General features: G+C 64.1%; 26 protein-coding genes and 1 other RNA gene. 4 read left to right on the top strand and 23 right to left on the bottom strand.

Translation table 11 applies throughout. From position 1 onward, the window contains the following. Positions 1–55: 55 nt before the first annotated feature. The 6 genes from rpsA to gyrA all read right to left on the bottom strand — a co-directional run bounded on the left by rpsA (position 56) and on the right by gyrA (position 9966). Positions 56–1759, bottom strand: a complete 1704-nt coding sequence (rpsA, locus tag A4F85_RS04890; protein WP_288124655.1) for a 30S ribosomal protein S1 — start codon at positions 1757–1759, stop codon at positions 56–58. 167 nt (positions 1760–1926) lie between these two features. Further along, positions 1927–3954, bottom strand: a complete 2028-nt coding sequence (locus tag A4F85_RS04885; protein ID WP_063325832.1) for a bifunctional 3-phosphoshikimate 1-carboxyvinyltransferase/cytidylate kinase — start codon at positions 3952–3954, stop codon at positions 1927–1929. Positions 3955–4068: 114 nt separating this feature from the next. Beyond that, positions 4069–4947 (bottom strand): prephenate dehydrogenase, encoded by an 879-nt coding sequence (locus A4F85_RS04880; RefSeq protein ID WP_012206521.1) that lies wholly within the window; start codon positions 4945–4947, stop codon positions 4069–4071. Next, the gene (gene pheA, locus A4F85_RS04875) at positions 4947–6047 is read right to left on the bottom strand and encodes a prephenate dehydratase (protein ID WP_013801628.1); all 1101 of its coding nucleotides are present in this window, start codon (positions 6045–6047) and stop codon (positions 4947–4949) included. Before pheA ends, A4F85_RS04880 begins: the two co-directional genes overlap by 1 nt. A 19-nt stretch (positions 6048–6066) precedes the next feature. Then, entirely contained in the window at positions 6067–7176 is a 1110-nt protein-coding gene (gene serC / locus A4F85_RS04870; RefSeq protein WP_063325831.1) for a 3-phosphoserine/phosphohydroxythreonine transaminase, read from the bottom strand. Positions 7177–7299: 123 nt separating this feature from the next. Then, positions 7300–9966, bottom strand: a complete 2667-nt coding sequence (gyrA, locus tag A4F85_RS04865) for a DNA gyrase subunit A (RefSeq protein WP_034395021.1) — start codon at positions 9964–9966, stop codon at positions 7300–7302. A 229-nt stretch (positions 9967–10195) separates the two neighbouring features. Between gyrA and ompA the strand changes: the two genes are divergently transcribed. From ompA to ssrA, 4 genes are all read left to right on the top strand, one after another. After that, positions 10196–10855 carry an outer membrane protein OmpA gene (gene ompA / locus A4F85_RS04860; protein ID WP_012206517.1) on the top strand — a complete coding sequence of 220 codons (660 nt, stop codon included), beginning with the start codon at positions 10196–10198 and terminating at the stop codon, positions 10853–10855. Positions 10856–10939: 84 nt separating this feature from the next. Then, on the top strand, positions 10940–11662 hold the full coding sequence (ubiG, locus tag A4F85_RS04855; protein WP_012206516.1) for a bifunctional 2-polyprenyl-6-hydroxyphenol methylase/3-demethylubiquinol 3-O-methyltransferase UbiG: 723 nt from the start codon (positions 10940–10942) through the stop codon (positions 11660–11662). A gap of 5 nt (positions 11663–11667) precedes the next feature. Further along, complete coding sequence (locus tag A4F85_RS04850) at positions 11668–12333, top strand: HAD family hydrolase (RefSeq protein ID WP_013801633.1); 666 nt, start codon at positions 11668–11670, stop codon at positions 12331–12333. A 12-nt stretch (positions 12334–12345) separates the two neighbouring features. Next, positions 12346–12723, top strand: a transfer-messenger RNA (tmRNA) gene (gene ssrA / locus A4F85_RS04845). 113 nt (positions 12724–12836) lie between these two features. Here ssrA and A4F85_RS04840 read toward each other — a convergent pair. The 17 genes from A4F85_RS04840 to A4F85_RS04760 form a co-directional block, all read right to left on the bottom strand. Continuing rightward, positions 12837–13961, bottom strand: a complete 1125-nt coding sequence (locus A4F85_RS04840) for a site-specific integrase (protein WP_063325830.1) — start codon at positions 13959–13961, stop codon at positions 12837–12839. 373 nt (positions 13962–14334) lie between these two features. Then, positions 14335–14571, bottom strand: coding sequence for a hypothetical protein (locus tag A4F85_RS04835; protein ID WP_063325829.1), 237 nt, complete (start codon positions 14569–14571; stop codon positions 14335–14337). Then, a complete protein-coding gene (locus A4F85_RS30295) occupies positions 14568–15299 on the bottom strand; it encodes a hypothetical protein (RefSeq protein WP_156516941.1) in 732 nt (243 codons plus the stop codon). The genes A4F85_RS04835 and A4F85_RS30295 overlap by 4 nt, the downstream gene beginning before the upstream one ends. 121 nt (positions 15300–15420) lie before the next feature. Continuing rightward, positions 15421–15594, bottom strand: a complete 174-nt coding sequence (locus tag A4F85_RS30830) for a hypothetical protein (protein WP_197485447.1) — start codon at positions 15592–15594, stop codon at positions 15421–15423. A 75-nt stretch (positions 15595–15669) separates the two neighbouring features. Beyond that, positions 15670–16170: a hypothetical protein gene (locus A4F85_RS04825; RefSeq protein ID WP_063325827.1), complete on the bottom strand. Its 501-nt coding sequence runs from the start codon at positions 16168–16170 to the stop codon at positions 15670–15672. Positions 16171–16172: 2 nt separating this feature from the next. Beyond that, on the bottom strand, positions 16173–16574 hold the full coding sequence (locus A4F85_RS04820; protein WP_063325826.1) for a hypothetical protein: 402 nt from the start codon (positions 16572–16574) through the stop codon (positions 16173–16175). Beyond that, positions 16574–16774, bottom strand: coding sequence for a hypothetical protein (locus tag A4F85_RS04815; RefSeq protein WP_063325825.1), 201 nt, complete (start codon positions 16772–16774; stop codon positions 16574–16576). The genes A4F85_RS04820 and A4F85_RS04815 overlap by 1 nt, the downstream gene beginning before the upstream one ends. Next, on the bottom strand, positions 16741–17760 hold the full coding sequence (locus tag A4F85_RS30290) for a hypothetical protein (RefSeq protein WP_156516940.1): 1020 nt from the start codon (positions 17758–17760) through the stop codon (positions 16741–16743). Before A4F85_RS30290 ends, A4F85_RS04815 begins: the two co-directional genes overlap by 34 nt. A 100-nt stretch (positions 17761–17860) precedes the next feature. Next, entirely contained in the window at positions 17861–18499 is a 639-nt protein-coding gene (locus A4F85_RS04800) for a DnaJ domain-containing protein (RefSeq protein WP_063325822.1), read from the bottom strand. A gap of 107 nt (positions 18500–18606) precedes the next feature. Next, on the bottom strand, positions 18607–19479 hold the full coding sequence (locus A4F85_RS04795) for a DUF2303 family protein (RefSeq protein ID WP_063325821.1): 873 nt from the start codon (positions 19477–19479) through the stop codon (positions 18607–18609). 85 nt (positions 19480–19564) lie between these two features. Continuing rightward, positions 19565–19999 carry a hypothetical protein gene (locus tag A4F85_RS29255; RefSeq protein WP_082848108.1) on the bottom strand — a complete coding sequence of 145 codons (435 nt, stop codon included), beginning with the start codon at positions 19997–19999 and terminating at the stop codon, positions 19565–19567. A gap of 63 nt (positions 20000–20062) precedes the next feature. Further along, a complete protein-coding gene (locus A4F85_RS04785) occupies positions 20063–20698 on the bottom strand; it encodes a hypothetical protein (RefSeq protein ID WP_197485446.1) in 636 nt (211 codons plus the stop codon). Then, positions 20695–20982, bottom strand: a complete 288-nt coding sequence (locus A4F85_RS04780; RefSeq protein WP_063325820.1) for a KTSC domain-containing protein — start codon at positions 20980–20982, stop codon at positions 20695–20697. Before A4F85_RS04780 ends, A4F85_RS04785 begins: the two co-directional genes overlap by 4 nt. 13 nt (positions 20983–20995) lie before the next feature. Beyond that, complete coding sequence (locus tag A4F85_RS04775; RefSeq protein ID WP_063325819.1) at positions 20996–21499, bottom strand: hypothetical protein; 504 nt, start codon at positions 21497–21499, stop codon at positions 20996–20998. Between the two features lie 60 nt (positions 21500–21559). Next, positions 21560–23356 carry a YqaJ viral recombinase family protein gene (locus tag A4F85_RS04770; RefSeq protein WP_063325818.1) on the bottom strand — a complete coding sequence of 599 codons (1797 nt, stop codon included), beginning with the start codon at positions 23354–23356 and terminating at the stop codon, positions 21560–21562. Continuing rightward, positions 23353–24495, bottom strand: a complete 1143-nt coding sequence (locus tag A4F85_RS04765) for a RecT family recombinase (RefSeq protein ID WP_063325817.1) — start codon at positions 24493–24495, stop codon at positions 23353–23355. The genes A4F85_RS04770 and A4F85_RS04765 overlap by 4 nt, the downstream gene beginning before the upstream one ends. A 119-nt stretch (positions 24496–24614) precedes the next feature. Further along, complete coding sequence (locus A4F85_RS04760; RefSeq protein WP_063325816.1) at positions 24615–24920, bottom strand: hypothetical protein; 306 nt, start codon at positions 24918–24920, stop codon at positions 24615–24617. Between the last annotated feature and the right edge of the window lie 279 nt (positions 24921–25199).

Here is a 25199-nt window from a genome sequence, read left to right as displayed (position 1 = left end):
CGCCCGGAGGCGCCCGTCGCATCCGACCTTCAGCGGTCAGCAGACTGGCTGCTGATTACTTGTCGGAGTTGTCCAGCTTGGCGCGCAGCAGGGCGCCCAGGCTGGTCGTGCCGGCGTTTTCCTTGGCCGACTGAGCGGACAGGGAAGCCATGGCTTCTTGCTGGTCGACCTGGTCCTTGGCCTTGATCGACAGCTGGATGTTGCGGGTCTTGCGATCCACATTGACCACCACGGCGGTGATCTCGTCGCCTTCCTTCAGCACCGAGCGGGCATCTTCCACGCGGTCCACGGCGATTTCCGAAGCACGCAGGTAACCGATGATGTCTTCGCCCAGGTCGATTTCAGCACCACGTGCGTCCACCGTCTTGACCTTGCCCGACACGATCTGGCCCTTGTCGTTCACGGTCACGAAGGTCGTGAAGGGATCGCTGTCCAGCTGCTTGATGCCCAGGGAGATGCGCTCGCGCTCGACGTCCACGGCCAGCACGATGGCTTCGACTTCCTGGCCCTTCTTGTAGTTGCGCACGGCGGCTTCGCCGGGCTCGTTCCAGGACAGGTCGGACAGGTGCACCAGGCCGTCGATACCGGCAGCCAGACCCACGAACACGCCGAAGTCGGTGATCGACTTGATCGGGCCCTTGACGCGGTCGCCGCGCTTGGTGTTCTGCGCGAACTCTTGCCAGGGGTTGGCCTTGCACTGCTTCATGCCCAGCGAGATGCGACGCTTGTCTTCGTCGATCTCCAGCACCATGACTTCGACTTCGTCACCCAGGGTAACGAGCTTGGTCGGAGCAATGTTCTTGTTGGTCCAGTCCATTTCGGAGACGTGCACCAGGCCTTCGATGCCGGGTTCCAGCTCGACGAACGCGCCGTAGTCGGCAATGTTCGTGACCTTGCCGAACAGGCGGGTGCTCGAGGGGTAGCGGCGCGAAACGCCCATCCACGGGTCGTCGCCCATTTGCTTCAGACCCAGCGAGACACGGTTCTTCTCGGTGTCGAACTTGAGGATCTTGGCGGTGATTTCCTGGCCAGCCTGCACGACTTCCGAAGGATGACGCACGCGGCGCCATGCCATGTCGGTGATGTGCAGCAGGCCGTCGATGCCGCCCAGGTCCACGAACGCACCGTATTCGGTGATGTTCTTGACCACGCCTTGAACGATGGCGCCTTCCTTCAGCGTTTCCATCAGCTTGGCGCGCTCTTCGCCCATCGAGGCTTCGACCACGGCGCGGCGGCTCAGCACCACGTTGTTGCGCTTGCGGTCCAGCTTGATGACCTTGAACTCCATCGTCTTGTTTTCGTACGGAGTCAGGTCCTTGATCGGACGGGTGTCGATCAGCGAACCGGGCAGGAAGGCGCGGATGCCGTTGACCAGCACCGTCAGGCCGCCCTTGACCTTGCCGGAGGTCGTGCCGGTCACGAATTCGCCCGATTCCAGGGCCTTTTCCAGAGCCAGCCACGAGGCCAGGCGCTTGGCGGTGTCGCGCGACAGGATGGTGTCGCCGTAGCCGTTTTCGATCGAGCCGATGGCGACCGACACAAAGTCGCCCACCTGGACTTCGATTTCTCCCTGGTCGTTCTTGAATTCGTCGATTGGCACGTAGGCTTCCGACTTCAGGCCAGCGTTCACGACGACGAAGTTGTGCTCAACGCGCACGACTTCAGCGGTGATGACCTCGCCAGGACGCATTTCCGTGCGTTGCAGCGATTCTTCAAACAGGGAGGCAAAAGATTCAGACATGTATTTCCTTGCCCGCAAACAGGTTTCCGCCGGCACTATTGCCAGGCGTTTCTAGGACTGTTTGCGGAGGTGTTGTGGGTTCAACCACGGTGTTGGAGTCTATGGACCTCGGGCCGTACATGGGGCGGTGCCGCCATGTCTGGGCCCGGAGGGCGGGTTTGCCGACCGTGCGGCGCAACTGGCAATCAGTCGCGGCCGAACGGCTGGCGTTCCTGCCACCACGAAAGCACCTGTTCTGCCACCTCTTCGATGGAGAGCTCGGAGCTGTCAAGCAGCATGGAATCCTGGGCGGGCTTGAGCGGTGCGACGCTGCGGTTCATGTCCCGCGCATCGCGTGCTTCAAGGTCAGCCCGAAGGGCGCTTATGTTAGCGGCAATTCCTTTGGAAATCAACTGCTTATGCCGGCGCTCGGCGCGACAGACGGCGGAGGCCGACAAATAGACCTTGAGGGGAGCATGGGGAAAGATCACCGTACCCATGTCGCGGCCGTCGGCAACCAGCCCCGGAAGCTGCTGGAAGGACAGCTGCAGGTCCACCAGTGCGTCGCGCACGGCAGGCAGGGCCGAGACGCGCGAGGCGTTCATGCCCGACTCCTCGCTGCGCAGGATGAGGGTGACATCCTCGTCACCCAGCCAGATGCGCTGCTCGGCGTCAAAGCGCACGGGCAGTTCGCGCGCCAGCACGGCGATCTGCTGGGCGTGCGGTTCGTCCAGCACCAGGCCGGCGCGCGATGCGGCCAGCCCCGTGAGCCGGTACAGCGCGCCCGAGTCCAGCAGGTGGTAGCCAAGAGCCTGGGCGACCTCGGCGGCAATCGTGCCCTTGCCCGAGGCCGTGGGGCCATCGATGCAGATCACGGGAATGCGCGCGCGGGCCGTCTCGCAGACCGAGAACAGGGCCTCGAAGTAGTCGGGGAAGGTCTTGGCAACGCACTTGGGGTCTTCGATGCGCACGGGCAGGGCGGCCGGATTGAAGGCCGCCAGCGAGAAGCACATGGCAACGCGGTGGTCGTCATAGGTGTGGATGCTGGCCGCACGCCATGCGGCGGTGGACGCGGGCGGCGTGATGCGGATGTAGTCCGCACCCTCCTCGACATCGGCGCCCAGCTTGCGCAGCTCCTTGGTCATGGCCGCGATGCGGTCGGTTTCCTTGACACGCCAGCTTGCGATATTGCGCAGCGTGGTCGTGCCATCGGCATACAGGGCCATGACGGCCAGCGTCATGGCGGCATCGGGGATGTGGTTGCAGTCCAGGTCGATGGCCTTGAGCGGCCATGCGCCACGGCGGATGCGCAGCCAGTTGGGGCCGCCTTCCACCTCGGCGCCCATGGCGCGCGCGGCCTCGACAAAGCGGATATCGCCCTGGATGGAGTCCAGTCCCACGCCGAGGATGCGGATGCCTTCGGCGCTGTCCGAGGCGATGGCGCCCAGTGCGATGAAGTAGCTGGCCGACGAGGCGTCTGCCTCGACATGGATCTCGCCCGGCGAGCTGTAGCGGCTGCCGGCCGGGATGGTGAAGCGCTGCCAGTTCTCGTTGTGCACGGCAATGCCGAAGCGGGCCAGCAATTCCAGCGTGATGTGGATGTAGGGCTTGGAGATCAGCTCGCCCACGACTTCGATGGTGATGTCGCGCGTGTTGGCCAGCAGCGGCAGCGCCATCAGCAGCGAGGTCAGGAACTGGCTGGAGACATCGCCACGCACCTGGATGGGGCTGTGCGGCAACTGCGAGAAATCGGGCTGGCGGATGTGCAGCGGAGGAAAGCCCTCGTTGCCCAGATAGTCGATGCGGCAGCCGAGCTGGCGCAGCGCATCGACCAGATCGCCGATGGGGCGCTCATGCATGCGCGGCACGCCGCTGAGCTTGAAGTCGCCGCCCAGCACGGACAGGGCTGCCGTCAGCGGCCGCATGGCCGTGCCGGCGTTGCCCATGAACAGCTCGGCACTGGCGCCGGAGGGCAGGACGCCGCCCAGGCCGGTGATGCGCACGGGCTGGCCAAGGGTGATGGTGGCGGGCTCCACCGTGCAGCCCAGTTGCTGCAGGGCCCGGAGCATGACGCGCGTGTCGTCCGAGTCAAGCAGGTCGTGGACCACGGTCGTGCCCTGGCTCAGTGCCGCGAGCAGCAGCACGCGGTTCGAGATGCTCTTGGAGCCCGGCAGGCTCACCGTGCCCTGCGCGCGGGAAAGAGGGGGGATATCGAGAAAGGCGGTACTGAACATGGCAATTCGGATGCAAACAGGCTGTCGGGAGGCATTGCGGCCGCGCCGGCCGCAATGCACAGGAGCGCTTTGGGTGCGCCGGGCTTGCGTCTGGCGCTTGCCCTGCGTTGCGCGTCAGCGGCGCGGAGCGCCCATGCGCCAATGGGCGCGCGCGGCGCTGGCCAGGGTCAGGCGGTCTTCAAGACCTTGTCCGTCACCGGCCTGGATCAGGGATTCGAGTTGCTGCAGCGCCTGCTGGAACTGGCGCGACTGTGCCAGAACCTGCTCGCTGTTGGCCAGCAGCACATCACGCCACATCTTGGGATCGCCTGCGGCAATGCGTGTGAAGTCGCGGAAGCCGGGGCCGGCCAGGGACAGCACGTCGTCGGAGTCGGGCTGGGTGATCACGCTTTGCATCATGGCGAAGGCCAGCAGATGCGGCAGGTGGCTGACCGTGGCAAAGGCGCTGTCGTGGGCTTCGGGCGACATGGCGCGCACGCGGCAGCCCAGCAGTTCCCAAAGGGAGCGGGCCTTTTGCAGGTGGTCGGTCAGCGTGCGTTCGGTGGGCGTCAGGATGACCTGTGCGCCCTTGTACAGCTGGGGGTCGGAGTGCTCGACGCCCGAGACTTCCTTGCCTGCAATGGGATGGGCCGGCACGAAGGAGCCGAGCTGGTCGCGCAGGGCCGAGCGGGCGGCATGCACCACATCGACCTTGGTGGAGCCCACGTCCATGATCATCATCTCGGGCGTGACCAGGTGCTTGATGGACTTGAGCGTGGCCTCGGTCGCCGCCACGGGCACGGCCAGCAGCACCAGGTCGGCACCGGCGGCGGCCAGCAGGGCGGAGGGGGCCTCCACATCGATGACGCCCATCTGGCGAGCGCGTTCGGTCGTCGAAGGCGACTTGCTGTAGCCCACGACGCGCTTGACCAGCCCTGCCTGCTTGAGCGCCAGGGCGAACGAGCCGCCCATGAGGCCGCAGCCGATCAGGCCCAGTTGTTCAAAGGGCTGCATCACTTGGATACCGGGTAGGTGCCCAGCACCTTGTAGAAGGCGCACAGGCCGCGCAACTCTTCCAGCGCGCTGGCCACATTGGGCTGTGCCGGGTGGCCTTCGAGGTCGATGTAGAAGTAGTACTCCCACTGGCCGGTGCGCGCGGGACGCGACTCGAAGCGCGTCATCGACACGCCGTGCCTCTTGAGCGGCACCAGCAGGTCATGCACGGCACCTGGGCGGTTGGGCACGGAGATGATGATGCTGGTGCAATCCTGGCCGCTGGGCGAGGGCGTGGCCAGCGTGTGCGGCAGGCAGATGACGGCGAAGCGCGTGCGGTTGTAGGCATCGTCCTGGATGGCATGCGCCACCACATGCAGGCCGAATTGCTGGGCCGCGCGTTCGCTGGCCAGGCCGGCGATGTTGGGGTGCAGCGCTGCCAGGCGAGCGCCTTCGGCATTGCTGGACACCGGGCGGCGCTCGGCATGCGGCAGGTGCTTGGCCAGCCAGCCCTGGCACTGGGCCAGGGCCTGGGGATGGGCTGCCACGACCTCGATGCCTTCGGTCGTGTTGCTGCTGCGAAGCAGGTTGTGGCGCACCAGCAGGCTGACCTCGCCCACCACGTGGCAGGGCGTGTGCAGGAACATGTCCAGCGAGCGCGTGACTACGCCTTCGTTGGAGTTCTCCACGCCCACCACGCCGTACTGCGCGCTGCCTGCGGCCGTGGCGTGGAACACCTCGTCGAAGCTGTTGCAGTACATCAAATCGGCCGCGCCGCCGAAGTACTGGATGGCGGCTTCCTCGCAGAACGTGCCCGCCGGGCCCAGCACGGCCACGCGCTGGGGCGACTCCAGCGCCAGGCAGGCCGACATGATCTCGCGCCAGATGGCCGAGACATGGCCGTTCTTGAGCGGGCCGGGATTGGCGGACTCGATCTTCTGGATGACCTGGGCCACGCGGTCCGGGCGGAAGAAGGGCGTGCCTTCACGCTTCTTGACCTCGCCGACCTGCTCTGCCACGCGGGCACGTCGGTTCAGCAGGTCCAGCAGTTGCTGGTCGATATCGTCGATCTGCACGCGCAGATGCGCCAGATCGGGAGAGGCTTGGGGTGTGGTGCTCATGGGCGGGAGTGTGGGTCGGTCAGGCGTTGCGCTGTTCGAATTCGCGCATGTACTCCACCAGCGCCTGCACGCCAGCGATGGGCATGGCGTTGTAGATGCTGGCACGCATGCCGCCGACGGACTTGTGGCCCTTGAGCTGCAGCAGGCCGCGTTCCCGGGCTCCGGCCAGGAAGGCGTCATTGCGCGATTCGTCGCGCAGGAAGAAGGGGATGTTCATGCGCGAGCGGCAATTGGCAGCGACCTTGTTCACGTAGAACGAGGACTGGTCCACGTACTGGTAGAACAGGTCGGCCTTGGCGATGTTGCGCGCCTCCAGGGCAGCCACGCCGGTCAGGCCGCCTTCGGTCTGGCGCTTGATCCATTGGAACGTGAGGCCCGCGATGTAGATGCCCCAGGTCGGAGGCGTGTTGTACATCGACTGGTTGTCAGCCACAGTCTTGTAGTCGAAGGCCGAAGGGCAGGCCGGCAGGGCGTGGCCCAGCAGATCCTCGCGCACGATGACCAGGGTCAGGCCGGCCGGGCCCAGGTTCTTCTGCGCGCCGCCGAACGCCAGGCCCACGCGGCTCCAATCGACGGGGCGCGAGGCCACGTGCGAGGAGAAGTCAACCACCAGCGGAGCATCGCAGCCCAGCGCCTTCAGGTCGGGCAGCTCCTGGAACTCCACGCCATGGATGGTTTCGTTGCTGCAGATGTGCACGTAGCTGGCGCCGCGGCTCAGTTGCCAGCTCTCGGGGGCGGGCAGGGCGGTGAACTTGCCCTCCTCGCCGCTGGCCGCGATGTGCGCGTCGGCCACGTACTTGCGTGCTTCCTTGGCCGACTTCTGGCTCCAGCTGCCGCTGAGCACGAAGTCCACCGTGCCTGCGCGCGACAGGTTCAGGGGAACGATGGCGTTCTCGGCCAGGCCGCCGCCCTGCATGAACAGGATCTTGAACTCGGGCGGGACGGCCAGCAGCTCGCGCAGGTCGGCCTCGGCCTGTTCATAGATGGAGATGAACTCCTTGCCGCGGTGGCTCATCTCCATCACGCTCATGCCGGACCCGTGCCAGTCGAGCATTTCGGCGGCTGCCTGCTGCAGCACTTCGGCGGGAATGGCGGCGGGGCCGGCGGAGAAGTTGTAAGGGCGGTTCATGGAGTTCACTGTCAAGTCACGCGCAGGCGCCAGTTCGGGCGGTGCCTGCAACTGTCAAAAATCTGGGCCGCCGCTGGGACTGCGCTCCCGGTGCGGGAGGCAGCCCCAGCGGCGGCTGGGTCATCAGGCGGGCTCGCCCGTGCCTTCGGCAGCGGCTTCGTCGCCGCCCGTGGCCTCCTCGCCTGTGGCCTCGTCCTCGACTTCGTTGGCATCGTTTTCAACGATGCGCTGCAGGCCGCCGAGCTTGGCGCCTTCGTCCAGGGAGATCAGCGTCACGCCCTGGGTGGCGCGGCCCAGTTCGCGGATTTCCGAGACCCGGGTACGCACCAGCACGCCAGTGTCGGTGATCAACATGATTTCGTCATCGGCATGCACCAGGGTGGCGGCGACGACCTTGCCGTTGCGCTCGGACTGCTGGATGGCAATCATGCCCTTGGTGCCGCGGCCATGGCGCGTGTACTCCACGATGGAGGTGCGCTTGCCGTAGCCGTTCTCGGTGGCCGTGAGCACGCTTTGCGACTCGTCCTCGGCCACCAGCATGGCGATCACGCTCTGGCCTTCTTCCAGGTTCATGCCCTTGACGCCACGCGCGTTGCGGCCCATGGGGCGCACGTCGTTTTCGTCGAAGCGCACGGCCTTGCCGCCGTCGCTGAACAGCATCACGTCATGCTTGCCGTCGGTCAGGGCTGCGCCGATCAGGAAGTCGCCCTCGTCCAGGCCCACGGCGATGATGCCGGCCTTGCGCGGGTTGGAGAACTCGTCCAGCGCCGTCTTCTTCACGGTGCCCATGCTGGTGGACATGAACACATAGTGGTCGGCCGGGAAGCTGCGGTACTCGCCCGTCAGCGGCAGCACCACGTTGATCTTCTCGCCATCCTGCAGCGGGAACATGTTGACGATGGGGCGTCCGCGCGAGCCGCGCGAACCTGCGGGCACTTCCCAGACCTTGAGCCAGTACAGGCGGCCGCGGTTGGAGAAGCACAGCAGGTAGTCGTGCGTGTTGGCGATGAACAGCTGGTCGATCCAGTCGTCTTCCTTGGTGGCCGTGGCCTGCTTGCCGCGTCCGCCGCGCTTTTGCGAGCGGTACTCGGACAGTGGCTGGCTCTTGATGTAGCCCGTGTGGCTGAGCGTGACCACCATGTCGGTGGGCGTGATCAGGTCCTCGGTGGACAGGTCCTGCGCGCTGTACTCGACCGTGCTGCGGCGGGCGCCGACCTTGCTCTGTCCGAACTCGGCCTTGATCTGCTTGAGCTCGTCGCCAATGATGGCCGACACGCGCTCGGGCTTGGACAGGATGTCCAGCAGGTCCTCGATGACGGACATCACGTCCTTGTACTCGGCGACGATCTTGTCCTGCTCCAGGCCGGTCAGGCGCTGCAGGCGCATCTGCAGGATTTCCTGGGCCTGGGTTTCGGACAGGCGGTACAGGCCATCGGCCTGCATGCCGAATTCGCGCTCCAGTCCGTCGGGGCGGTAGTCGTCGGCGTTGACCACGCCGCCATCGGTGCGGGTGCGCGTGAGCATCTCGCGCACCAGCTTGCTGTCCCAGTTGCGCGTCATCAGCTCGGCCTTGGCCACAGGCGGCGTCGGCGCGTTGCGGATGATGGCGATGAAGTCGTCGATATTGGCCAGCGCGACCGCCAGGCCTTCCAGCACATGGCCGCGCTCGCGCGCCTTGCGCAGCTCGTACACCGTGCGGCGCGTGACCACTTCGCGGCGGTGCTGCAGGAAGACCTCGACCAGATCCTTCAGGTTGCACAGCTTGGGCTGGCCATCGACCAGCGCCACCATGTTCATGCCGAAGGTGTCTTGCAGCTGGGTCAGCTTGTACAGGTTGTTGAGCACGACCTCGGGCACTTCGCCGCGCTTGAGCTCGATCACCAGGCGCATGCCCGACTTGTCGGACTCGTCCTGGATGTGGCTGATGCCTTCGATCTTCTTTTCGTGCACCAGCTCTGCCATGCGCTCCTGCAGCGTCTTCTTGTTGACCTGGTAGGGCAGCTCGTCAACGATGATGGCCTGGCGCTGGCCGCGATCGATGTCCTCGAAGTGGCACTTGGCGCGCATCACCACGCGTCCGCGACCCGTGCGGTAGCCTTCCTTGACACCGTTGATGCCATAGATGATGCCGGCCGTGGGGAAGTCAGGCGCGGGAATGATCTCCATCAGCTCGTCGATGGTGGCCTGAGGCGTCTGCAGCAGATGCAGGCAGGCATCCACCACCTCGTTGAGGTTGTGCGGAGGAATGTTGGTGGCCATGCCCACGGCAATGCCCGAGGAACCATTGACCAGCAGATTGGGCAGCCGCGCGGGCAGCACCAGCGGCTCGCGCTCGCTGCCGTCGTAGTTCGGGCCGTAGTCCACCGTCTCCTTGTCGATGTCGCCCAGCATCTCGTGGGAGATCTTGGACAGGCGGATTTCGGTGTAACGCATCGCCGCCGCGCTGTCCCCGTCCACCGAACCGAAGTTGCCCTGCCCGTCGACCAGCATGTGGCGCAGCGAGAAATCCTGTGCCATGCGCACGATGGTGTCGTACACCGCGCTGTCTCCGTGCGGGTGGTACTTGCCGATCACGTCGCCGACGATACGCGCCGACTTCTTGTAAGGCCGGTTCCAGTCGTTGTTGAGCTCGTGCATGGCGAACAGCACGCGCCGATGCACAGGCTTGAGACCATCTCGCGCATCGGGCAGCGCCCGGCCCACGATCACGCTCATTGCGTAATCGAGATAGCTGCGACGCATCTCCTCTTCGAGGCTGATGGGCAGGGTTTCTTTAGCAAACTGGGTCATGTGTGGCGATACTCTGACGGCGGGAAAAGGCCCATTTTAGGTCGAATGACGTGTAGCAGCCGAGCAACATAACCCTGGAATTCCGCCGCTGTCCTACTTGTTGGCGCCCGCTTGGCGGTCCGTCTGCTTGTGACGTATGGCACAATCAATTCAACGTTTTTGGTGATGGTCACTGATAACGTCCACAGATTCGCAGCCCTGCTGCGGCTTTTTCCCCAAGAGGAGAACCATGAAGAAACTGAACAAAGTGGCGATGTTGTTTGCCTCTGCCGCCCTCGCAACGGCTGCTGGCGCACAAGTGAAGGCTGCTGACGGTGGCAAGACCATCGACAACTGGCAAAACGGCACCAGCGAACTGGTGTGGAAGAACGGCACGAACGAACTGTGCTGGCGCGATGCCAACTGGACGCCCGCCACTGCAGCAGCTGACTGCGACGGTGCCCTGAAGCCTGTGGCAGCCGCTGTGGCTCCTGCCGCAACGCCCGCTCCGGCAGCTCCCGCTCCGGCACCGGCTCCCGCTCCGGCCGTGGCTTCCAAGGTGACCTTCTCTGCTGACGCTTTCTTCGACTTCGACAAGTCGGTTCTGAAGCCCGAAGGCAAGGCCAAGCTGGATGACCTGGCCTCCAAGGTCAAGGGCATCAACCTGGAAGTGGTCATCGCCGTCGGTCACACCGACTCCGTTGGCTCTGACGCCTACAACCAGAAGCTGTCGGTTCGCCGCGCTGAAGCTGTGAAGGCTTACCTGGTGTCCAAGGGCATCGAAAAGAACCGCGTCTACACTGAAGGCAAGGGCGAAAAGCAGCCCATCGCCGACAACAAGACCAAGGAAGGCCGCGCAAAGAACCGTCGCGTGGAAATCGAAGTGGTCGGCACCCGCGCCGCTCAGTAATCTTTCGATTGCTTCCCGCAAAAGCCCCGGCAACGGGGCTTTTTTTATGGCCGAACGGTCGTCGCAATCACCGACAATCGAGCCATGAGCAACGCAATCAACGTCAATGCCGACCCGGCGGAGCTGGAGAAATTCTCCAGCCTGGCCCATCGCTGGTGGGACCCGGAAAGTGAGTTCAAACCTTTGCATCAGATCAATCCGTTGCGCCTGGACTGGATTGATGCGCAAGCTCCCTTGAAGGGCCGCAGGGTCCTTGATGTCGGCTGCGGCGGCGGCATCCTCGCCGATTCCATGGCCCGCAAGGGGGCGAGAGAGGTGGTGGGCATCGACCTGGCCACCAAGGCATTGCGCGTGGCCCAGTTGCATGCGCTGGAGACGGGTACTCCGAACATCCACTACCACGAAGTCAGCGTGGAACGTCTGGCCGAGGAGCAGCCGGGCTCCTTTGACGTGGTGACCTGCATGGAGATGCTCGAGCATGTGCCCGATCCCGCTTCCGTGGTCGCGGCATGCGCCGAGCTGGTCAAGCCTGGGGGCTGGGTGTTCTTCTCCACGATCAACCGCAGTGCCAAGGCCTTTGGTCTGGCCATTGTGGCGGCGGAGTACCTGCTCAAGATGATTCCCAAGGGGACGCATGAGTACGCCAAGCTGATCCAGCCCAGCGAACTCGCCATGTTTGCCCGTCAGGCTGGCCTTGACCTGCAGGCCAGCAAGGGTCTGCAGCACAACCCCATCACCGGGCGCTACTGGCTCAGTGCGGACACGTCGGTGAACTACATGCTGGCAACGCGCCGGGCAGAAGGGTGAGCCGCATGTGGCAAGAAGTCCGAGCAGTTCTGTTCGACCTGGACGGCACCTTGATCGACAGTGCACCCGACCTGGGTGCGGCCGCAGACAGGATGCGCATTGACCGTGGCCTGCAGTCGCTTCCCTATGAGCGGTATCGGCCCATGGCGGGCGCCGGGGCACGGGGGATGCTGGGAGTGGGCTTCGGGCTCACGCCTGACTCGCCGGAGTTTCCGGAGATGCGCGAGGAGTTTTTCCGCAACTACGAGCAGTGCATGACCGAGCGCACCTATGCGTTCGATGGTGTCCCGGAGCTCATTGCGCAGCTCCAGGCGGCATCCATGCCCTGGGGTGTGGTCACCAACAAATCCATGCGTTTCACCGACCCGCTGACGCAGCAGATGCCGCTTTTCGCGAGCGCTGGTGCCATCGTCAGCGGTGATACCACGCCCCACGCAAAGCCCCATCCAGCACCGTTGCTGGAAGCTGCCGCGCGTATCGGCCTGCCTCCGCAGTGCTTTGTCTATGTAGGTGATGATGAGCGCGACATCGTTGCAGGCAAGGCCGCAGGCATGAAGACCGTGGCGGCCTGCTACGGCTACCTTGGCGCAGCGGGCGATACGCTGCAGTGGCAGGCGGATGCGCAAATCTATTCTCCGCTGGAGCTCTTGAAACTGCTGGAAAGAGGCTAAGATAGGAGCCTTGGGGCTGTCCTGGTTTCGACGTGGGTTCGGGACCGGTGTGGTGCATGTCGAGCTTGAGTGACGCTCGTAAATCTCCATTCAAAAAACTAACTGCAAACGACGAACGTTTCGCACTCGCCGCTTAAATCCGGTGAGCCTTGCAACAGCACGCTGATGGGCTGGGCAAGGGGGTAGCAATACCTCCCGGCTGCAAGGGAATTTACATCAGCTGGCTGCGTGCTGGGCTTCTTAGTACGTGGCAAGATCCAAGGAAGCTGGCATCCCGGGTAGCGTGCGCCTGCGCGACTTGGGAGGCGAGACTCAAAACAGAACGCTAAACATGTAGATCTGCCCGGCGAAGGCTTGCGGACGCGGGTTCAATTCCCGCCAGCTCCACCATCCAAGACAACGCCACACAACGGAAACCCCGCTGTGTGGCGTTTTTTTTTGCCCGCTTGTTGCCCTGTGTTGCCCTGAAATTCACACCGGAATCACACTGGATTCACACGGGCTCAGCCTACGACCTGGAGGGGCGCCCGGGGCTTCTGGTAGTCCTCGCGGATGAACTTCCCGTATGTGCGAAAGACCATCTCCACATCCTCATGGCCCAGTTGCTGGGCGACATACCAGGGGTTAGCGCCGGCCGTCAGAACGGAGGATGCGTAGGTATGCCGCACCTGATAGGGGTTCCGGTACTGGATGCCGGAACGCTGCATGAGGGGCATCCAGACTGTCTTGCGCACCTGGGCATCCGTTGTCCAGGGCTCCAGCGTCCGGGGGTTGAGCCACACCCGTGCGCCGCGGAGCATGCTGAATGCCTTCTGCGCTCGCAGCGCCTCCATGGCTTCGAAGTTCAGGTCCACGCTGCGGATGCCTGCCGCCGTTTTCGGTGCCTTGAGCACACCCACGACCTGGTTCTGCTCGATCCGGGCAGTTGCCTTCTCCCAGTCGATGTGTTTCCACTCGAGGGCCTGCAGCTCGCCCGGGCGCAATCCAGAGTTGAACCAGAACTGGATCATCGGCCGCTCATCCTCTCGGCACGCCTGCAGAATCTGCGCGCGCTCTGTATGGGTGAAAGGCTGGATCACATAGTCGCTGGCCCTGCTCGTTTGGCGGATGAGCTTGGTAAGCGCGAGTCGATCGAAGGGGTTGAACTCGATGAGCCCGTCGTTGAGCGCATCTTCGAAGACGCTGCGCAGCGGGATCAGCATGTTCCGTATGGCCTTGCTTGTGCAGTCCATCTCGCTGATCCACTCCCGAAGAGCGGAGGGCGTGATCTCGCGCAGCTTGTTGCTGTGCCAGCGTCGCATCCGTTCGCCGGTGATGCTCTTTTCGTAGCCACGGAACGTCGCTGGCGACATCTGCCCGTTCTCCACCTGTTTGCGGTAGAGCTCCAGCTGCTTCCCCAGTAGCTCCTCCATCAAGCAGGAATGGGGGTCGGGGGCCTTGGCCTTGGCACTGTCCGGGAAGTATTCAGCGTAGGCGAATGTTCCATCCTTGATTTTCCGGCGGATCTCCGCACGAAGGTTGGCGGCATACAGGATGCTTCCCTTGTTGACCGGGCTAGGTGGCAACAGCTCTCTGCATTGCTGCCCGTGCCACGAAAACGCGATCTGAATTCGCGCCCCCGTTGCCATTTCCCGGATTGTTATGCCCGCCGGAGTTGTTGGAGCTGCTTTTTTATCCACTGGTCTGCTTCCTTGATGTTTACATAGAGGTGCCTGTCCACGACACCGCAATGAATACCGTCCAGCCAGGTTCCGGCTCGACGGCGGTTATGGACGGTCATCGGAGAGACGCCAGTCATTTCCGCGAATTTCGTGGCGAGCACCCATTCCGCGCCCAGAGGGTGGAAGGTATTTCCTGGGGTGGCAGGTTCTGTAACTGTGTGTTTCATGGAATGCATCGAATTTGGGAGTGAAATCACGGCCTTTGCCGCACGCAAAGGGGTGTTGTTTCTCCAATGAAAACGCCCCGCTCGGTGGCGGGGCGTGGTTGATGGGGTAGGGGTCAGTGGGGCAGATCCGGGGCCTGGAGGCCCTGCAGCTGGATCTGCTGCAGCACACTGGCGTGCTCGCTGGCGAAGGCCCGCCAGGTCGCAGCTGGGATCGTGATCGGACCATCGTGCTCAGGTTGCGTGGCCGCATCCTGCACAGCCTGCATCGCCGTCATGGTGCGGGCGAGCAAGCCAGCGGCAAATACGGCCTGTGCAAGGTGGAACGCCTCTTCGATCTCGGATTTACTCATGGCGCCGCGCCTTCCTTGCCCTGGGGTGCACGGGCTGCCGCTTCCGTGCCCTGGTTCCATTCCATTCCCAACGCAGCTTCGATGGCATGAATGGCATTGCTGGCTGCAATGCCGCCATGTTTCCGGGTGTCGAGGGCATAGTGATAGTCGCGCAGCGCCTGCAGGACTGCATCCATTGCGGGTCCAGCAGGTGCTGCCACGCGCTCCCGCAGCAGTCGCTCCAGCTTGGTGCGCGACACGAAAGGTCGATTGCGCCAACGCTGGGGCGTGCCGTCCGATTCCTCGCCGTCGAACTCTGTCGCGCGGGTGGTGGGCAGCGAACGCACAGCGGTAATGAGCCCTTCAAAGGAGGTCGGATCGATGAAACCACCAGGTGCTGCACAGTCGGCGCCAACGATCTTCCCGTCGCGGAACCCGCGCCCGTAGCTGGAGCCGTCGAACTGGATACCAGCGGCCTCGCATGCGCTCCACCAGTGCTCTTCCGCCTCGGGTTCGCCCGGTGCTGCGGCGTTGGCGTCAAGGACGCGCTGCAGCGCATCGGCACTCCCGTGGTAACGGTGGCCGCGCAGTAGACCCAGCGCGCCGGCTAGCGTCATCCTGTCCTCGTCGCTGATGGCCGGCGCTGCAGCGGCAGGCTGCTGGGCGCGAGTCCAGACCACTGCAGCGTTCAACTCTTCGCCCTGGGTCGCCGCAGTCGGAGGTGCTGCCTTTGGATTCTCGTTTTGCATGGTTCTCTCCTTCAATGCCCGCAGGGCAGGGCCTGTCCCTGGTCTTCCTTGAAGTCAGGGGGGATCGGTGCGCCGCAGCTCCCGCAGCGCTTGGGTGTGTTTTGTTGCTGGGTCATGGTGATCACTTCGGGGGAAAGGGTTCCACGCGGCCATCGGGGTAGTGCAGCCAGTCGCCCATGCGGCTGGGCAGCGTGAATGCATGGAAGCGCGAGGCCGGCAGACCTGGATGCGGCTTCAGCTCCGTGCCCTGGTAGCTGCTGCTGGGAGGGGTGTAGGGCTTGTTGGCTGTTTTCATTGGCGAGCGGGAAATAAAAAACCCGCCGAAGCGGGTTATGAAGGTCATGCCGGGCGGCGCCGGCGATTGATGGACTCAGGCGCGTTGCGCTGTGTCCGCATGGGCGCTGATGAGCGGGCAGGCAAGGCGCAGGATGACCTTGGCCAGCCGTCTTGCATGGGGTTGCTTTCGCGCATCGGGGGTGCTGTACACCCAGCGTGCGCATTCGATGAGCTTGGTGGCCATGTAGACCACGTCCTGCGTGGGCCGCTGCGGCTGGTCACCGTTGTCGAACAGCTGGATGCTGCCGGCCTTCGGGTAGTCGGCCAGCCAGCAGTACAGCTTGGGCGGCACGTGGTAGCCCACGGTGCACGTGGGCTCCGGGCTGATGCACACCGTCGTCGCCAACTGCGGCGCGCTACGCTGTGGCGCGATGCTGTTGAGCGCGTCGAGCAGTTGGTGCCCGTTGAGCGTCAGCGGCTGCTGCTGGGCCTGGGCAACGGCTGCCAGGTCGGCCGCCATTACATCCAGCTCGCTGTCCGGCAGTTCGTAGCGCGCGGCCAGGTAGTCGCGCATAGCCTTGGTGGTGCTGGTCATGATCAGCGTCCCACGGTGTGGATGCGACGAGCGCCGAGGCCTCGCCAGGGGTGATCGGCAGCTGGGCCAGAGTTCAGCGCGCCCTGCGTGCGTTCTGCGGCCGTGACGGGCGGCACGGGGAACGTGTCGTCATCATCGTGGGGCTGGTGCGACAACGCCGGCCGCGGCTGCGGCGTGTTCGGTCGCTCGCTGGCGCCGGGCTGGTCTTCGATGAACGGCACGGTCAACGCGCCCTTGAGCACCTGGGCGAATTCGATTTCGACCCTGGCCGTCTCGATGATCTGCTTGGAGGTTTCGCACACCATGCGGGAGCGCTCCAGATCCACCTGCTTGTTCAAGTCGCAAAGCATGTCGAGCTGGTTGAACAAGTGCTCGCGCAGATGGCTGATGTTTTTCGTGCTCATTACTTCTCCCGGTCAATAGCGGATGGCTGGGCCTCGATCTTTATGGTGTCGATGAGGGCGGATGCGGTGGCGGTGATGACGCGCGCGCGGGCCAGTGACAAACCAGATCCTCGGCGCAACACGGCCAGGGCCGCAGACAGTTGCTGCGTGACTTCATCTATATCAGTCACGGCAGAGCTTTGGTTGATTTCTTGGTCCATTTTTTGAGCCCCATCTTGTATGCCTTGCAGCCAACTGATCTCTCGGTACGGCCGATTATTTTGGCAATCTCGGCCAAGCTTTTCGTCATATAAATTGAGGCCAATTGCGCCTCATCGGATTCCGTCCAGGGAATGCAATGCTCACGCGCGACGCCGATGCGGCTTTTTCTGGTCTGGACAGCGAGTTCTGTGCGCCCCATCGCGGCAGCGATTTCCTTTATGGGCTTCGCAGAATTCGCTCTCAGGTACTCATCGTCTGCATATGTCCAGGCAGGAGCCCCGCGCCATTTTTTGAACTTTCCTTCCGGATTCCTTTTGCTCTTTTCTTTTGGCTGGACCTCCTGTGGGTTCAGCTTCTCTATATTTTTGAGTGCCTGCCCGAACTGCGCCTTGAGGTCCAACAGCTTTCGCAATTCCGGCGAACCGTTATGGCGCAAAGCAGTGAATGGCAAATCGGCAGGAGAAACGAGTTCAAGGTTTTCAACCGCGCGCGGCATGCCGCGCTTGTTGACCAACATCATTCCTTCGGGAACCGGACCATTCTTGGCTTCCCATTCGATGACGTCCACACGCTTCCAATCGAGCCGCTGCACTCCAGTATTTGAGATTTTTCTTACGCGCTTACCTCGCTTGAGAGTCTCCGCTCCGATAGGCATATGGCCCCTGCTCTTTCCGCGCTGAACTCCCAGTCGCATCTGTCTCACGTAAACAGCGGCCTTGGTGCGTCCCAGCATTTCGGCAACTTGAGCCACCGATTTATTGAGCGATGACTTAATGACTTCGTCCTCGCTTGCAGTCCAGGGTCGCAGCTCCGTCTGGGTCTTTAAATGGTGCCGTTTCCGAATCCCCAGGGTTCTGGCTTTGGTCATCACGGCATTGGCATTGCGGCCGATCATCTTCCCGATTTCGACAGCAGCGGTGGTCAGGTACATGGCCTGCAGCAACTGCACCTCTGCAGCGTTCCAGGCTTTGATCTTGGTCTTCATGATGGTGATGGGTTGATCACAATGGATAGGCCCGCACGCGAGCCTATGCGGCGGAGGTCATGGTCACGGCGTCTTTTTGTCTGCAGTCCATGATGGTTTCCTACAGGCCTTGACCGAAGAAGCGAAAAGCGTCGGCGAAGTCGCTTCGAGATCTGTCGATGCGGACGGTGCCGAACTCTGGGCTCTGGCTGGGCTCTGGGCATTCGGTGCCGCGCTCGTACTCGGCGGTCAGGATTTCGCGCACGCGCTGCACGCGCTCCAGCGTGTGCTCGAATTCCTCCAGCCGGTTCTGCAGGTTCTCGATGGAGCGCTCCAGGATGGCGTGGTAGGCGTCGCGCGAGGTCTTGGCCGTGATCCGGTTGCGCTGCTTCTCCAGACGGCGGATGCCGGTGCGCATCTGGGCGGCCTGCTCCCTCGCGCCTTGCTTGGCCGAGTCCAGAGCCCTGTGCGCGAACTTGAGCACGTCGGGTGCGTTTTCTTCGATGGCCTTGCCGAAGATCTCCCGCAGGATCGCGCGCGGGATGGCGTCCGGGCTGGTGTCGTGCTCTCCCCGGTCGTAGGCGGCTCGGCTGTCCGCGTTGCCCAGCACTTCATAGGCCGCGTTGACGGCCTGCATGCGCGCGGTGTCGCCGCCGTTGCGGTCGGGGTGCGCCTTGCTCGCGGCCTTGCGGTACGCGGCGCGTATCTCGTCGGCCGTGGCATCACGCGCCACGCCCAGGGTTTCGTAGTGGTCTTGCATTGAGGCTCCTTGAGAGGCGATCAGCACAGGGCGCGGCGCGCCCTCTGGTGATGGCCCATGAAAAAGCCCGGCATGGGGCCGGGCTTCTGGTGGTGGGTGACTGGTGACTATCCGTTGACCGAGAACGCGCCGATCAGGACGTCCGGTATTTCTTCGGTGACCACGCCATCGGCATCAGCGACAGGCGCGAAGCTGGCACGCACGACATGGGCAAACTCCTCGGCCATTTGCTCTTCGTGCAGTTCCAGGCCCAGGATGCCCAGGGCGAAGGTGGGTTCGCGTTGCGAGGTGAGGATCGACACGCGGACGTAGAACGTGCGCGCGCCCAGCTCCTTGTAGGGATTGGTGGTCAGCTTCAGGTAGGCCGGCAGCACTGCGTCAGTGCGATCCGTCTTCGCGGCCACGCTTTCCATTTCGCTGCGCTCTGCGGACAGGGCCTCGACCGTGGAAGTGGACTTGTTGATCTGCTCGATGCTGACGCTGCGGATGCCGGCGACGACATGGCCGATGTTCAAGTCCGCCAGGTCCTTGTCGAGCGGCATCACCTGGTCACGCCATTCTTCCAGCCATTCGGCCAGCGCCTTCTGGCCACGGTTCTGGCTGACCAGGTTGCGCAGCGAGGTGTAAAGGGCGGTGGCCTTGAGCTTCACCAGGGCCGTGTTGTCGCCATGGCCGGGGGCGGCTGGAGTGCCCTGGTTCAGCACGGCCTTGGCGGTCATGCCCTCGGCATTCACATAGATCGTGCAGCCGTTCTCGCGGTGCTGACGCACGTAGCGGGAGAAGTCCTCGACGTAGGAGGTGCTCATGCTGTTGCGAGCGCGGCGGCGCAGCGGCAGATAGGACTCCAGGCTGGTGAGGTTGAATTCGTCGTGCAGGGCCACCAGCGCCTGGCCGGCAGTCAGCGCGTGCTGCACCGACTCGTTGCTCTGTGCCGTGGCTTCGGCCTGGGTCAGCTGCTGGATTGCGGATTGGTCGAACATGAAAAGTCCTTGGTTTGGGTGAAAAAAATGCTCGCGGCTTTAGGAGCGGCGAGCAGGGCTGGGGAAAGGCGGTAGGGCGAGGCGGCTACGCGCCTCGGGGGATGAGGTCCATCTGGGCCTCAGGCATCACGGTCAGCTTGCCGAACTTGCCGACGTGCATCACGGTTTCGCGGGAGACCTTCTCGCTCGCCTCGCCGTCGAGGGTCGGGCGCGAGAACTTCATGGCGTGCTTGATCGTGACCTGGTGAGTCTTCTTGATCTTGCTGATGTCCAGCTCGATGGTGATCTTTCCCTTGCGCTCGTTGTCCACGACAGCGGCGCTCACGGACCCCAGAGCGCGGGAGAGCATCAGCATGAACTGGCCGCCGTCAAACTCGCCCAGCACCTCGGTGGGGTCGTTCACGAGGGAGGACGCCGAGCTATTGGCGGCCACCTGGGCCGGCGTGGGGCTGCTGGTGACTGGCGCTGTTCTGGCGCCGGGGGAGGAACCGTTGGCAGGTGTGGGAATGGTGGAGGACATGCCTTCTTCCTTTGGGACAAAAAAGTGCCCGCGATAGCGGGCGGGTGCGTGAGCAGGGGCGGCCTACAGTGCGCCGCCTTCGGTGTCGTCGGCCGGCAGGTGCTGCACGATGGGTTGGTCCAGGTCGGCCAGCTTGAACACGATGGCGCGGCAGTAGATGCCGCCGTCCTCCATCACGTCGAAGGTCACGTGCGGGATCGCCGTCTCGTAGGCCCAGGTAGCGCCGGCCGGCTCGTTGGGCGAGAAGATGGCCTTGATCGCCTTGACGGCTTTCTTGCGCACCCCCCATTCGGCCGCGTCTTCCGCACTGCCGTACTCCCGGACCTGGTCCCATTCGGGCAGAACGCCCTTGGCATCCACCCATGCTGTTCCGCCGTCGTAGCAGCAGATTTCGTCGCGGATCGCGCCCTCCAGCTCCATGAGGTCATCGCTGGCGCCGTAGACGATCACGACGCCGTTGGCGCGCGCGGCCTCGGTGATCGCCTGCGGGATGCGCAGCGGGTACTCCATGCCGTGCAGCGTCTGGGCGAAGGCCTGGGGCGTGTAGTTCGGATCGCGCAGCTGGAAGTCGCCGCAGCTGCAGGTGTACTTGCCCGCTTGGCGGTGCGTCGCCTGTTGCGCATCGGGTGCTGCCGGTTGGACATGGATGTGCAACACGTTCTTCTCGAAGACGTGCGCGCAGGTGTGAGCCTCGCTCATGCTGCTTTCTCCGGGGCCGGGAACTTGTCGAACGGCAGCTGCTTGATGTGCTGGCCGAAGAACACGCCCTTGGACTCGGCGGCCATCAGCTCGTCGTGGGTCTTCTGCGCCACGTTCGGATAGTGGTAGACGTGGCCTGGGCCGCGCGTGAAGGTCAGCGCCAGCGTCTTGCGTGCCGCGTCGTAGCCCATGGTCGCAATCTGGTTGGACTGCACGGGGGTCATGGGTATGGCCTTGTACTCCTTGTCGGAGAAGGCGGCCGGGTCGGTGCGTTTCGTTGCCATGGAGGTGGGCTCCTTAGACCAAGGGTTTGGAGGCATCGCCGGGGGCTGCGGCTTGGCTGCCCGAGGCAGTGCGCAGCGAGGTCTGCACGGCGGCCACGGCGGCGGTGATGTGGCTCTCGGCCACGGCGACCTGGGCTCGGCCGGCCTCGTCGCACACGCAGCGCAGCTCGCGCAGGTTGGACAGCACGGCTGCCAGCAGGGTCACGGTGCGGCCGGTATGCCCGTGGGCATCAAAGCCCGCGTCGTGCATGCCGCAGCGCTCCGCGATGTCCTGCGGGATAGCGCAGACCTGCGCGATGGGGCTGGGAGCCGGTGCGCCCCCTGGGGGCATGCCCAGCAGGCCAGCGAGCATTTCCTCCAGGGACATGGCTTCAGGGCGGCCGGGGCGGGCGGCGGGATCGGCATCGGGCTTGGCGGCCTTCGGCATCGCTGCCTCGGCCGCTGCGAAGTTGGCCAGCATCGACATGGTGGCCAGGGCGGCGAGGGCAGAGGAAACGGGGTTGTGTTTCGAGTTCATGGTGTGCTTGAGTCAAAAAAAAGCCCGCTCAGTGGCGGGCTGGGGTGGTTCAGAAAAGGCTTATGCGGCCTGCTTGGCTGCGTGCTCACGCACGCTTTCGATGTGCTCGATCAGTGCGCTGCACATCCCGGCGAAGTCGCTGGCGTCCATGTGAACGGCGCCGCGGTGTTTCTCCGTAGCGATGCCCAGGGCCGCCAGGGTGGTGGCCTTGACATCGAAGATGCCCATCAGGGCATTGATGGCGCCCAGCGTCATGGTCTGGCCAGCTTCCACGCGCTGCTCGATGGGCAGGCGCTGGGCCGCGTCAGCCGCCGCTGGCGCTGGGGCTGGGGCGCAGGCAGGGGCAGCAGGCGGGGCGCCCAGGGGCAACTGGTCGATCAGCGGCAGCAGCTGCGCATCGTTGGCGGCGGCGGCGTCTGCTGCAGCTGCTGCTGCCTGCGCGTTGATCTGGTCTGTCTCTTCCTGCTCACGGGCCTGGGCTTCGCGGCGCAGCTTCTCCGCTTCCTCCTGGCGAATCTGCTCGCGCTCGGCCTCCAGGCGCGCGGCCTCCTGCTGCTGGTGGCGGCCAATGCGCAGCGCGGCCAGGGCCTGGAAGTCCTCGGCGGCCTTGGTGCCCACGGCGGCGAAGTCGGGGAACAGCGTGATCCAGCTGCCGTCTGTGTGCTCCAGGTGGTCGCGGTTCTCCTTGAGCCGGTCGCGTTTGGCGTTGGCATCCGTGATCTGGCGCGCCAGCTCGGCCTGCACCTTTTCGTGCATGCTGTCGAGCGACTTCAGGCCCTTGATGACCGGCGCAAACACGCCATGCGGGTGGATGAGGTAGGTGGCCTGCAGCTCGTAGTTCAGCGCGTCGATGTGCTCGTCCAGGGAGCGCTGCGCCAGCATCACGATCTGTTCCTTGCGCGCCTTCTTCTCCGTGTCCACCAGCTTCTCCAGCTTGAGGCGCACGGCGCGGGTCTGCTCGGTGATTTCGTCGATGGTGCGAAACAGGCGGTCGATGCTTTCCGTCTGGCTCAGGGCGTGCTGCTTGGCGGCAGCGAGGCTGCTTTCCACGCCACCGCACCACTTCACGGTTTTCTCGGCATCGGCAAAGTCCTGGTCGGTTTTCAGCACGGTCTTGATGCCGCCCAGGGTGCGCAGCGCCACGGACTTGAAGCCCTCCAGGTTCGACGCCGTGACCATGCCGGTGACGTTGATCTGGAGCGCGGGAAGCTGGTCGGGCGCTTGGCCTACCACCTCTGGCGCTGCCTCTGCGGCCGGGTCATAAGCGGCGGCTTCCTGCTCGATCAGGCCCCAGCCGGTGACGATCTGGGCGCGCAGCTGCAGGTTCGGGTAGTACCAGCAGTGGCGTTCTTCGATCAGGTTGCCCTGCCAGTCCCAGTCGCTGGCCATGAACAGCACCTTTTCGAGCGTGGGGCACACCATGCACTGTTGCTCCATCTGCACCTGATAGGGCAGGGGCAGGCTCTCGCCAGTGCAGCCTTCATGCATGGCTTCGCGCAGGGCCGCATTGAGCGACTTGTGCTCGAAGCCCTTGTCTTCGAGCATGCTCAGACCGTCATAGCTGGCGCTGTAGCGGCCGTTGGTGCCCACCACAGGGTATAGGTCTTCGCCGACGATGGTTTCAGCCAGGGGCCGGGCGTAGGCCTCGAAGACGTGGCCCTTGTCGAGCACGCGCTCCTGCACGTAGTCGGAGAAATCGCGCTCGATGCCGCAGGCCAATTCCTTGACCAGCTGGCCGCGCGTCTTGTTCGGGCTGCAGCCCATCATGGCAGGCGCGTCCGAAGCGTTGAAGTGGTTGGCGCGGTGCGCCTTCCACTCGGGGGTGCCTTGTGCAAGGTCAACTACGGTGAAGGTCATGCTTGGGCTTTCAGTTCCGCCATGCGTGCGTCAAAGGTCTGGTCCAGCTGCTTGCGCAGGTCCGGGTCGTTCACCGAGTCGCACATGGCGGCGATGTTGATGAGGGCGTCCTGGGTCTGCGCGTTGCGCATGGCCTCCAGGGTCGGCGTGATGTCGGTGACGACAGGGCCGCTCGCTGTCTTGGCTTCCACGTCCTGCGCCCCGGCCTGTTGTGCCTGCTTCACCGCGTCCGTGAATGCCGTGATCTGCACTGGCGTCAGCTTGGCCTTGGACTGGATGAAGATCAGCATGGCCTCCAGGGTCTTGCGGCCTGCAGTGACCACGTTTACCCACTGCTGCAGGTTGCGGTCAAAGTCGGCCTGCGGGTAGAAGTTGGTGGTTTGCGCCGGCTCCACGCGGGTGGCGGTTTCGGCAGCTGGCGGCGCGCCTTCGCCGGCCGGCACTTCCTCGGCCGTGCCCATGAATATTTCGCCAGACTGCTGCAGCTCGTCGGGGGTGTAGACGCCCAGGATGACATCGGGCGTGTGGAGGCGTGCCCAGCGCTTTTGCGCGAGGTAGGCCAGCTGCTGCTTGGGGTCTTCCGTCCAGAGCGTGCTGTTGCGGGTGCGGGCCTGGGTCATGAGCAGAGTGAGCACGCGCGGCTGTGCTTCGCCGCGCAGCGTGGCCCATACCTTCACGCCCAGTCCCTGCTCATCGGCCTGGTTCCACGCGGGAACGATGAACTTCTTCGGGTGGCCGTTGTCGTCCTTCTTGGTGCGCGATTCGACTTCCTTGAAGCGACCCACGATCTTGTCCCAGGCGCCGAACCACTCGAAGTTGAAGCGGTCCAGCACGATGCCGCTGCTGTTGATGACCGCTGCGACCAACTGTGCCTCGTAGCCGAGCGTGCCGTTGATGATGTGGGTCTTCTGAGCGACGCTGAAAGGGTTCATGCCCCACTGCATGGATTGCAGTGCTATGGCAAAACAGTCGCCAGGGCTGCCCTTGAGGTGGGCGGGCACGGTGGCCCTGCCGCTGGCCATCATGTGGGACAGGCGTTCCAGCTTGTCCATGCTGGCGTCGCTCATCAGCAGCGCGCCAGCCGATGCGGTGCCGGGCTGCACCTGCAGGAGGGGGGAGGTGGTTTCGGTTTGAATCACTGCGGTGTCTCCAGATGGTCAAAAAAATGGCTGAGGGGTATTGATGGAAATGACTGCGGCAGCCAGGGCCGAGACTGCGCACAGGAACAGCCAGAGGAATGCGATGTGAAGGAGCTTCATTACGGGCGTTCCTTCAGGCACTGGACGGTCTGTTCGTCAATCCACTCGGCGTGCATACCCGGGCAATTCCACGCACTGGCGGCGGCACGCTTGAGGTCCGCAACGCTCGGGGCTTCCTGGGCCGCGCCAGCATCGGCGCAGGCGCTGAGCGCCAGGGCCACGAGCACGGCCAGGCACAGCAGCAGCCAGCCGCCGGGGGTGGGCGCCGGGTCCGGCTCGACAACTGGACCCGGGCGGGATGCCTCGCGCAGATAGCGCGCGTCGGGGTCAGCGTTGAAGGGCTCCGTGGGGATCACTCGTTGCATCTCTGCTCTCCTGAAACGAAAAAACCGCCTGGAGGCGGTTTGGGGTGTGGTTGGTGATGGCTGCCGTGTACGCCCCGGCTTTTTTTCCACAACAACCGAAAGGACGGACCTTCCTGCGCAGGTGGGCAACTACCTGTCGCGCCATCGCGGCGGCGCCCGAAGGAGGGAGCCGGCGTGATGGCCCTGGCTTTGGCCAGGGCACGGGAGTCAGTTGAACCAGGTCTTCATGGCCTTGAGCATGTCAGCGGGCCGCTTGTACCTGGCGCCGGCCCAAAAGCC

Source organism: Delftia sp. GW456-R20 (genome assembly GCF_001622915.1).
Classification (GTDB): domain Bacteria; phylum Pseudomonadota; class Gammaproteobacteria; order Burkholderiales; family Burkholderiaceae_C; genus Comamonas; species Comamonas acidovorans.
The sequence above is the reverse complement of the archived record's forward strand: the minus strand, read 5'-3'. Positions and strand labels throughout refer to the sequence as shown.

Excerpts from the sequence above, each read along its gene's own strand:
- A4F85_RS04770 (WP_063325818.1), bottom strand. The coding sequence starts at position 23,356 with ATGACCTTCACCGTAGTTGACCTTGCACAAGGCACCCCCGAGTGGAAG.
- A4F85_RS04760 (WP_063325816.1), bottom strand. The coding sequence starts at position 24,920 with ATGCAACGAGTGATCCCCACGGAGCCCTTCAACGCTGACCCCGACGCG.
- A4F85_RS04795 (WP_063325821.1), bottom strand. The coding sequence starts at position 19,479 with ATGTTCGACCAATCCGCAATCCAGCAGCTGACCCAGGCCGAAGCCACG.
- A4F85_RS04850 (WP_013801633.1), top strand. The coding sequence starts at position 11,668 with ATGTGGCAAGAAGTCCGAGCAGTTCTGTTCGACCTGGACGGCACCTTG.
- A4F85_RS04825 (WP_063325827.1), bottom strand. The coding sequence starts at position 16,170 with ATGACCAGCACCACCAAGGCTATGCGCGACTACCTGGCCGCGCGCTAC.
- ompA (WP_012206517.1), top strand. The coding sequence starts at position 10,196 with ATGAAGAAACTGAACAAAGTGGCGATGTTGTTTGCCTCTGCCGCCCTC.
- A4F85_RS04785 (WP_197485446.1), bottom strand. The coding sequence starts at position 20,698 with ATGAGCGAGGCTCACACCTGCGCGCACGTCTTCGAGAAGAACGTGTTG.
- A4F85_RS30290 (WP_156516940.1), bottom strand. The coding sequence starts at position 17,760 with ATGAAGACCAAGATCAAAGCCTGGAACGCTGCAGAGGTGCAGTTGCTG.
- serC (WP_063325831.1), bottom strand. The coding sequence starts at position 7,176 with ATGAACCGCCCTTACAACTTCTCCGCCGGCCCCGCCGCCATTCCCGCC.
- A4F85_RS29255 (WP_082848108.1), bottom strand. The coding sequence starts at position 19,999 with ATGTCCTCCACCATTCCCACACCTGCCAACGGTTCCTCCCCCGGCGCC.
- A4F85_RS04885 (WP_063325832.1), bottom strand. The coding sequence starts at position 3,954 with ATGTTCAGTACCGCCTTTCTCGATATCCCCCCTCTTTCCCGCGCGCAG.
- A4F85_RS04815 (WP_063325825.1), bottom strand. The coding sequence starts at position 16,774 with ATGGACCAAGAAATCAACCAAAGCTCTGCCGTGACTGATATAGATGAA.
- A4F85_RS04775 (WP_063325819.1), bottom strand. The coding sequence starts at position 21,499 with ATGAACTCGAAACACAACCCCGTTTCCTCTGCCCTCGCCGCCCTGGCC.
- ubiG (WP_012206516.1), top strand. The coding sequence starts at position 10,940 with ATGAGCAACGCAATCAACGTCAATGCCGACCCGGCGGAGCTGGAGAAA.
- A4F85_RS04840 (WP_063325830.1), bottom strand. The coding sequence starts at position 13,961 with ATGGCAACGGGGGCGCGAATTCAGATCGCGTTTTCGTGGCACGGGCAG.
- A4F85_RS04800 (WP_063325822.1), bottom strand. The coding sequence starts at position 18,499 with ATGCAAGACCACTACGAAACCCTGGGCGTGGCGCGTGATGCCACGGCC.
- A4F85_RS30295 (WP_156516941.1), bottom strand. The coding sequence starts at position 15,299 with ATGCAAAACGAGAATCCAAAGGCAGCACCTCCGACTGCGGCGACCCAG.
- A4F85_RS04780 (WP_063325820.1), bottom strand. The coding sequence starts at position 20,982 with ATGGCAACGAAACGCACCGACCCGGCCGCCTTCTCCGACAAGGAGTAC.
- A4F85_RS30830 (WP_197485447.1), bottom strand. The coding sequence starts at position 15,594 with ATGAAAACAGCCAACAAGCCCTACACCCCTCCCAGCAGCAGCTACCAG.
- A4F85_RS04835 (WP_063325829.1), bottom strand. The coding sequence starts at position 14,571 with ATGAGTAAATCCGAGATCGAAGAGGCGTTCCACCTTGCACAGGCCGTA.
- gyrA (WP_034395021.1), bottom strand. The coding sequence starts at position 9,966 with ATGACCCAGTTTGCTAAAGAAACCCTGCCCATCAGCCTCGAAGAGGAG.
- A4F85_RS04880 (WP_012206521.1), bottom strand. The coding sequence starts at position 4,947 with ATGCAGCCCTTTGAACAACTGGGCCTGATCGGCTGCGGCCTCATGGGC.
- A4F85_RS04820 (WP_063325826.1), bottom strand. The coding sequence starts at position 16,574 with ATGAGCACGAAAAACATCAGCCATCTGCGCGAGCACTTGTTCAACCAG.
- pheA (WP_013801628.1), bottom strand. The coding sequence starts at position 6,047 with ATGAGCACCACACCCCAAGCCTCTCCCGATCTGGCGCATCTGCGCGTG.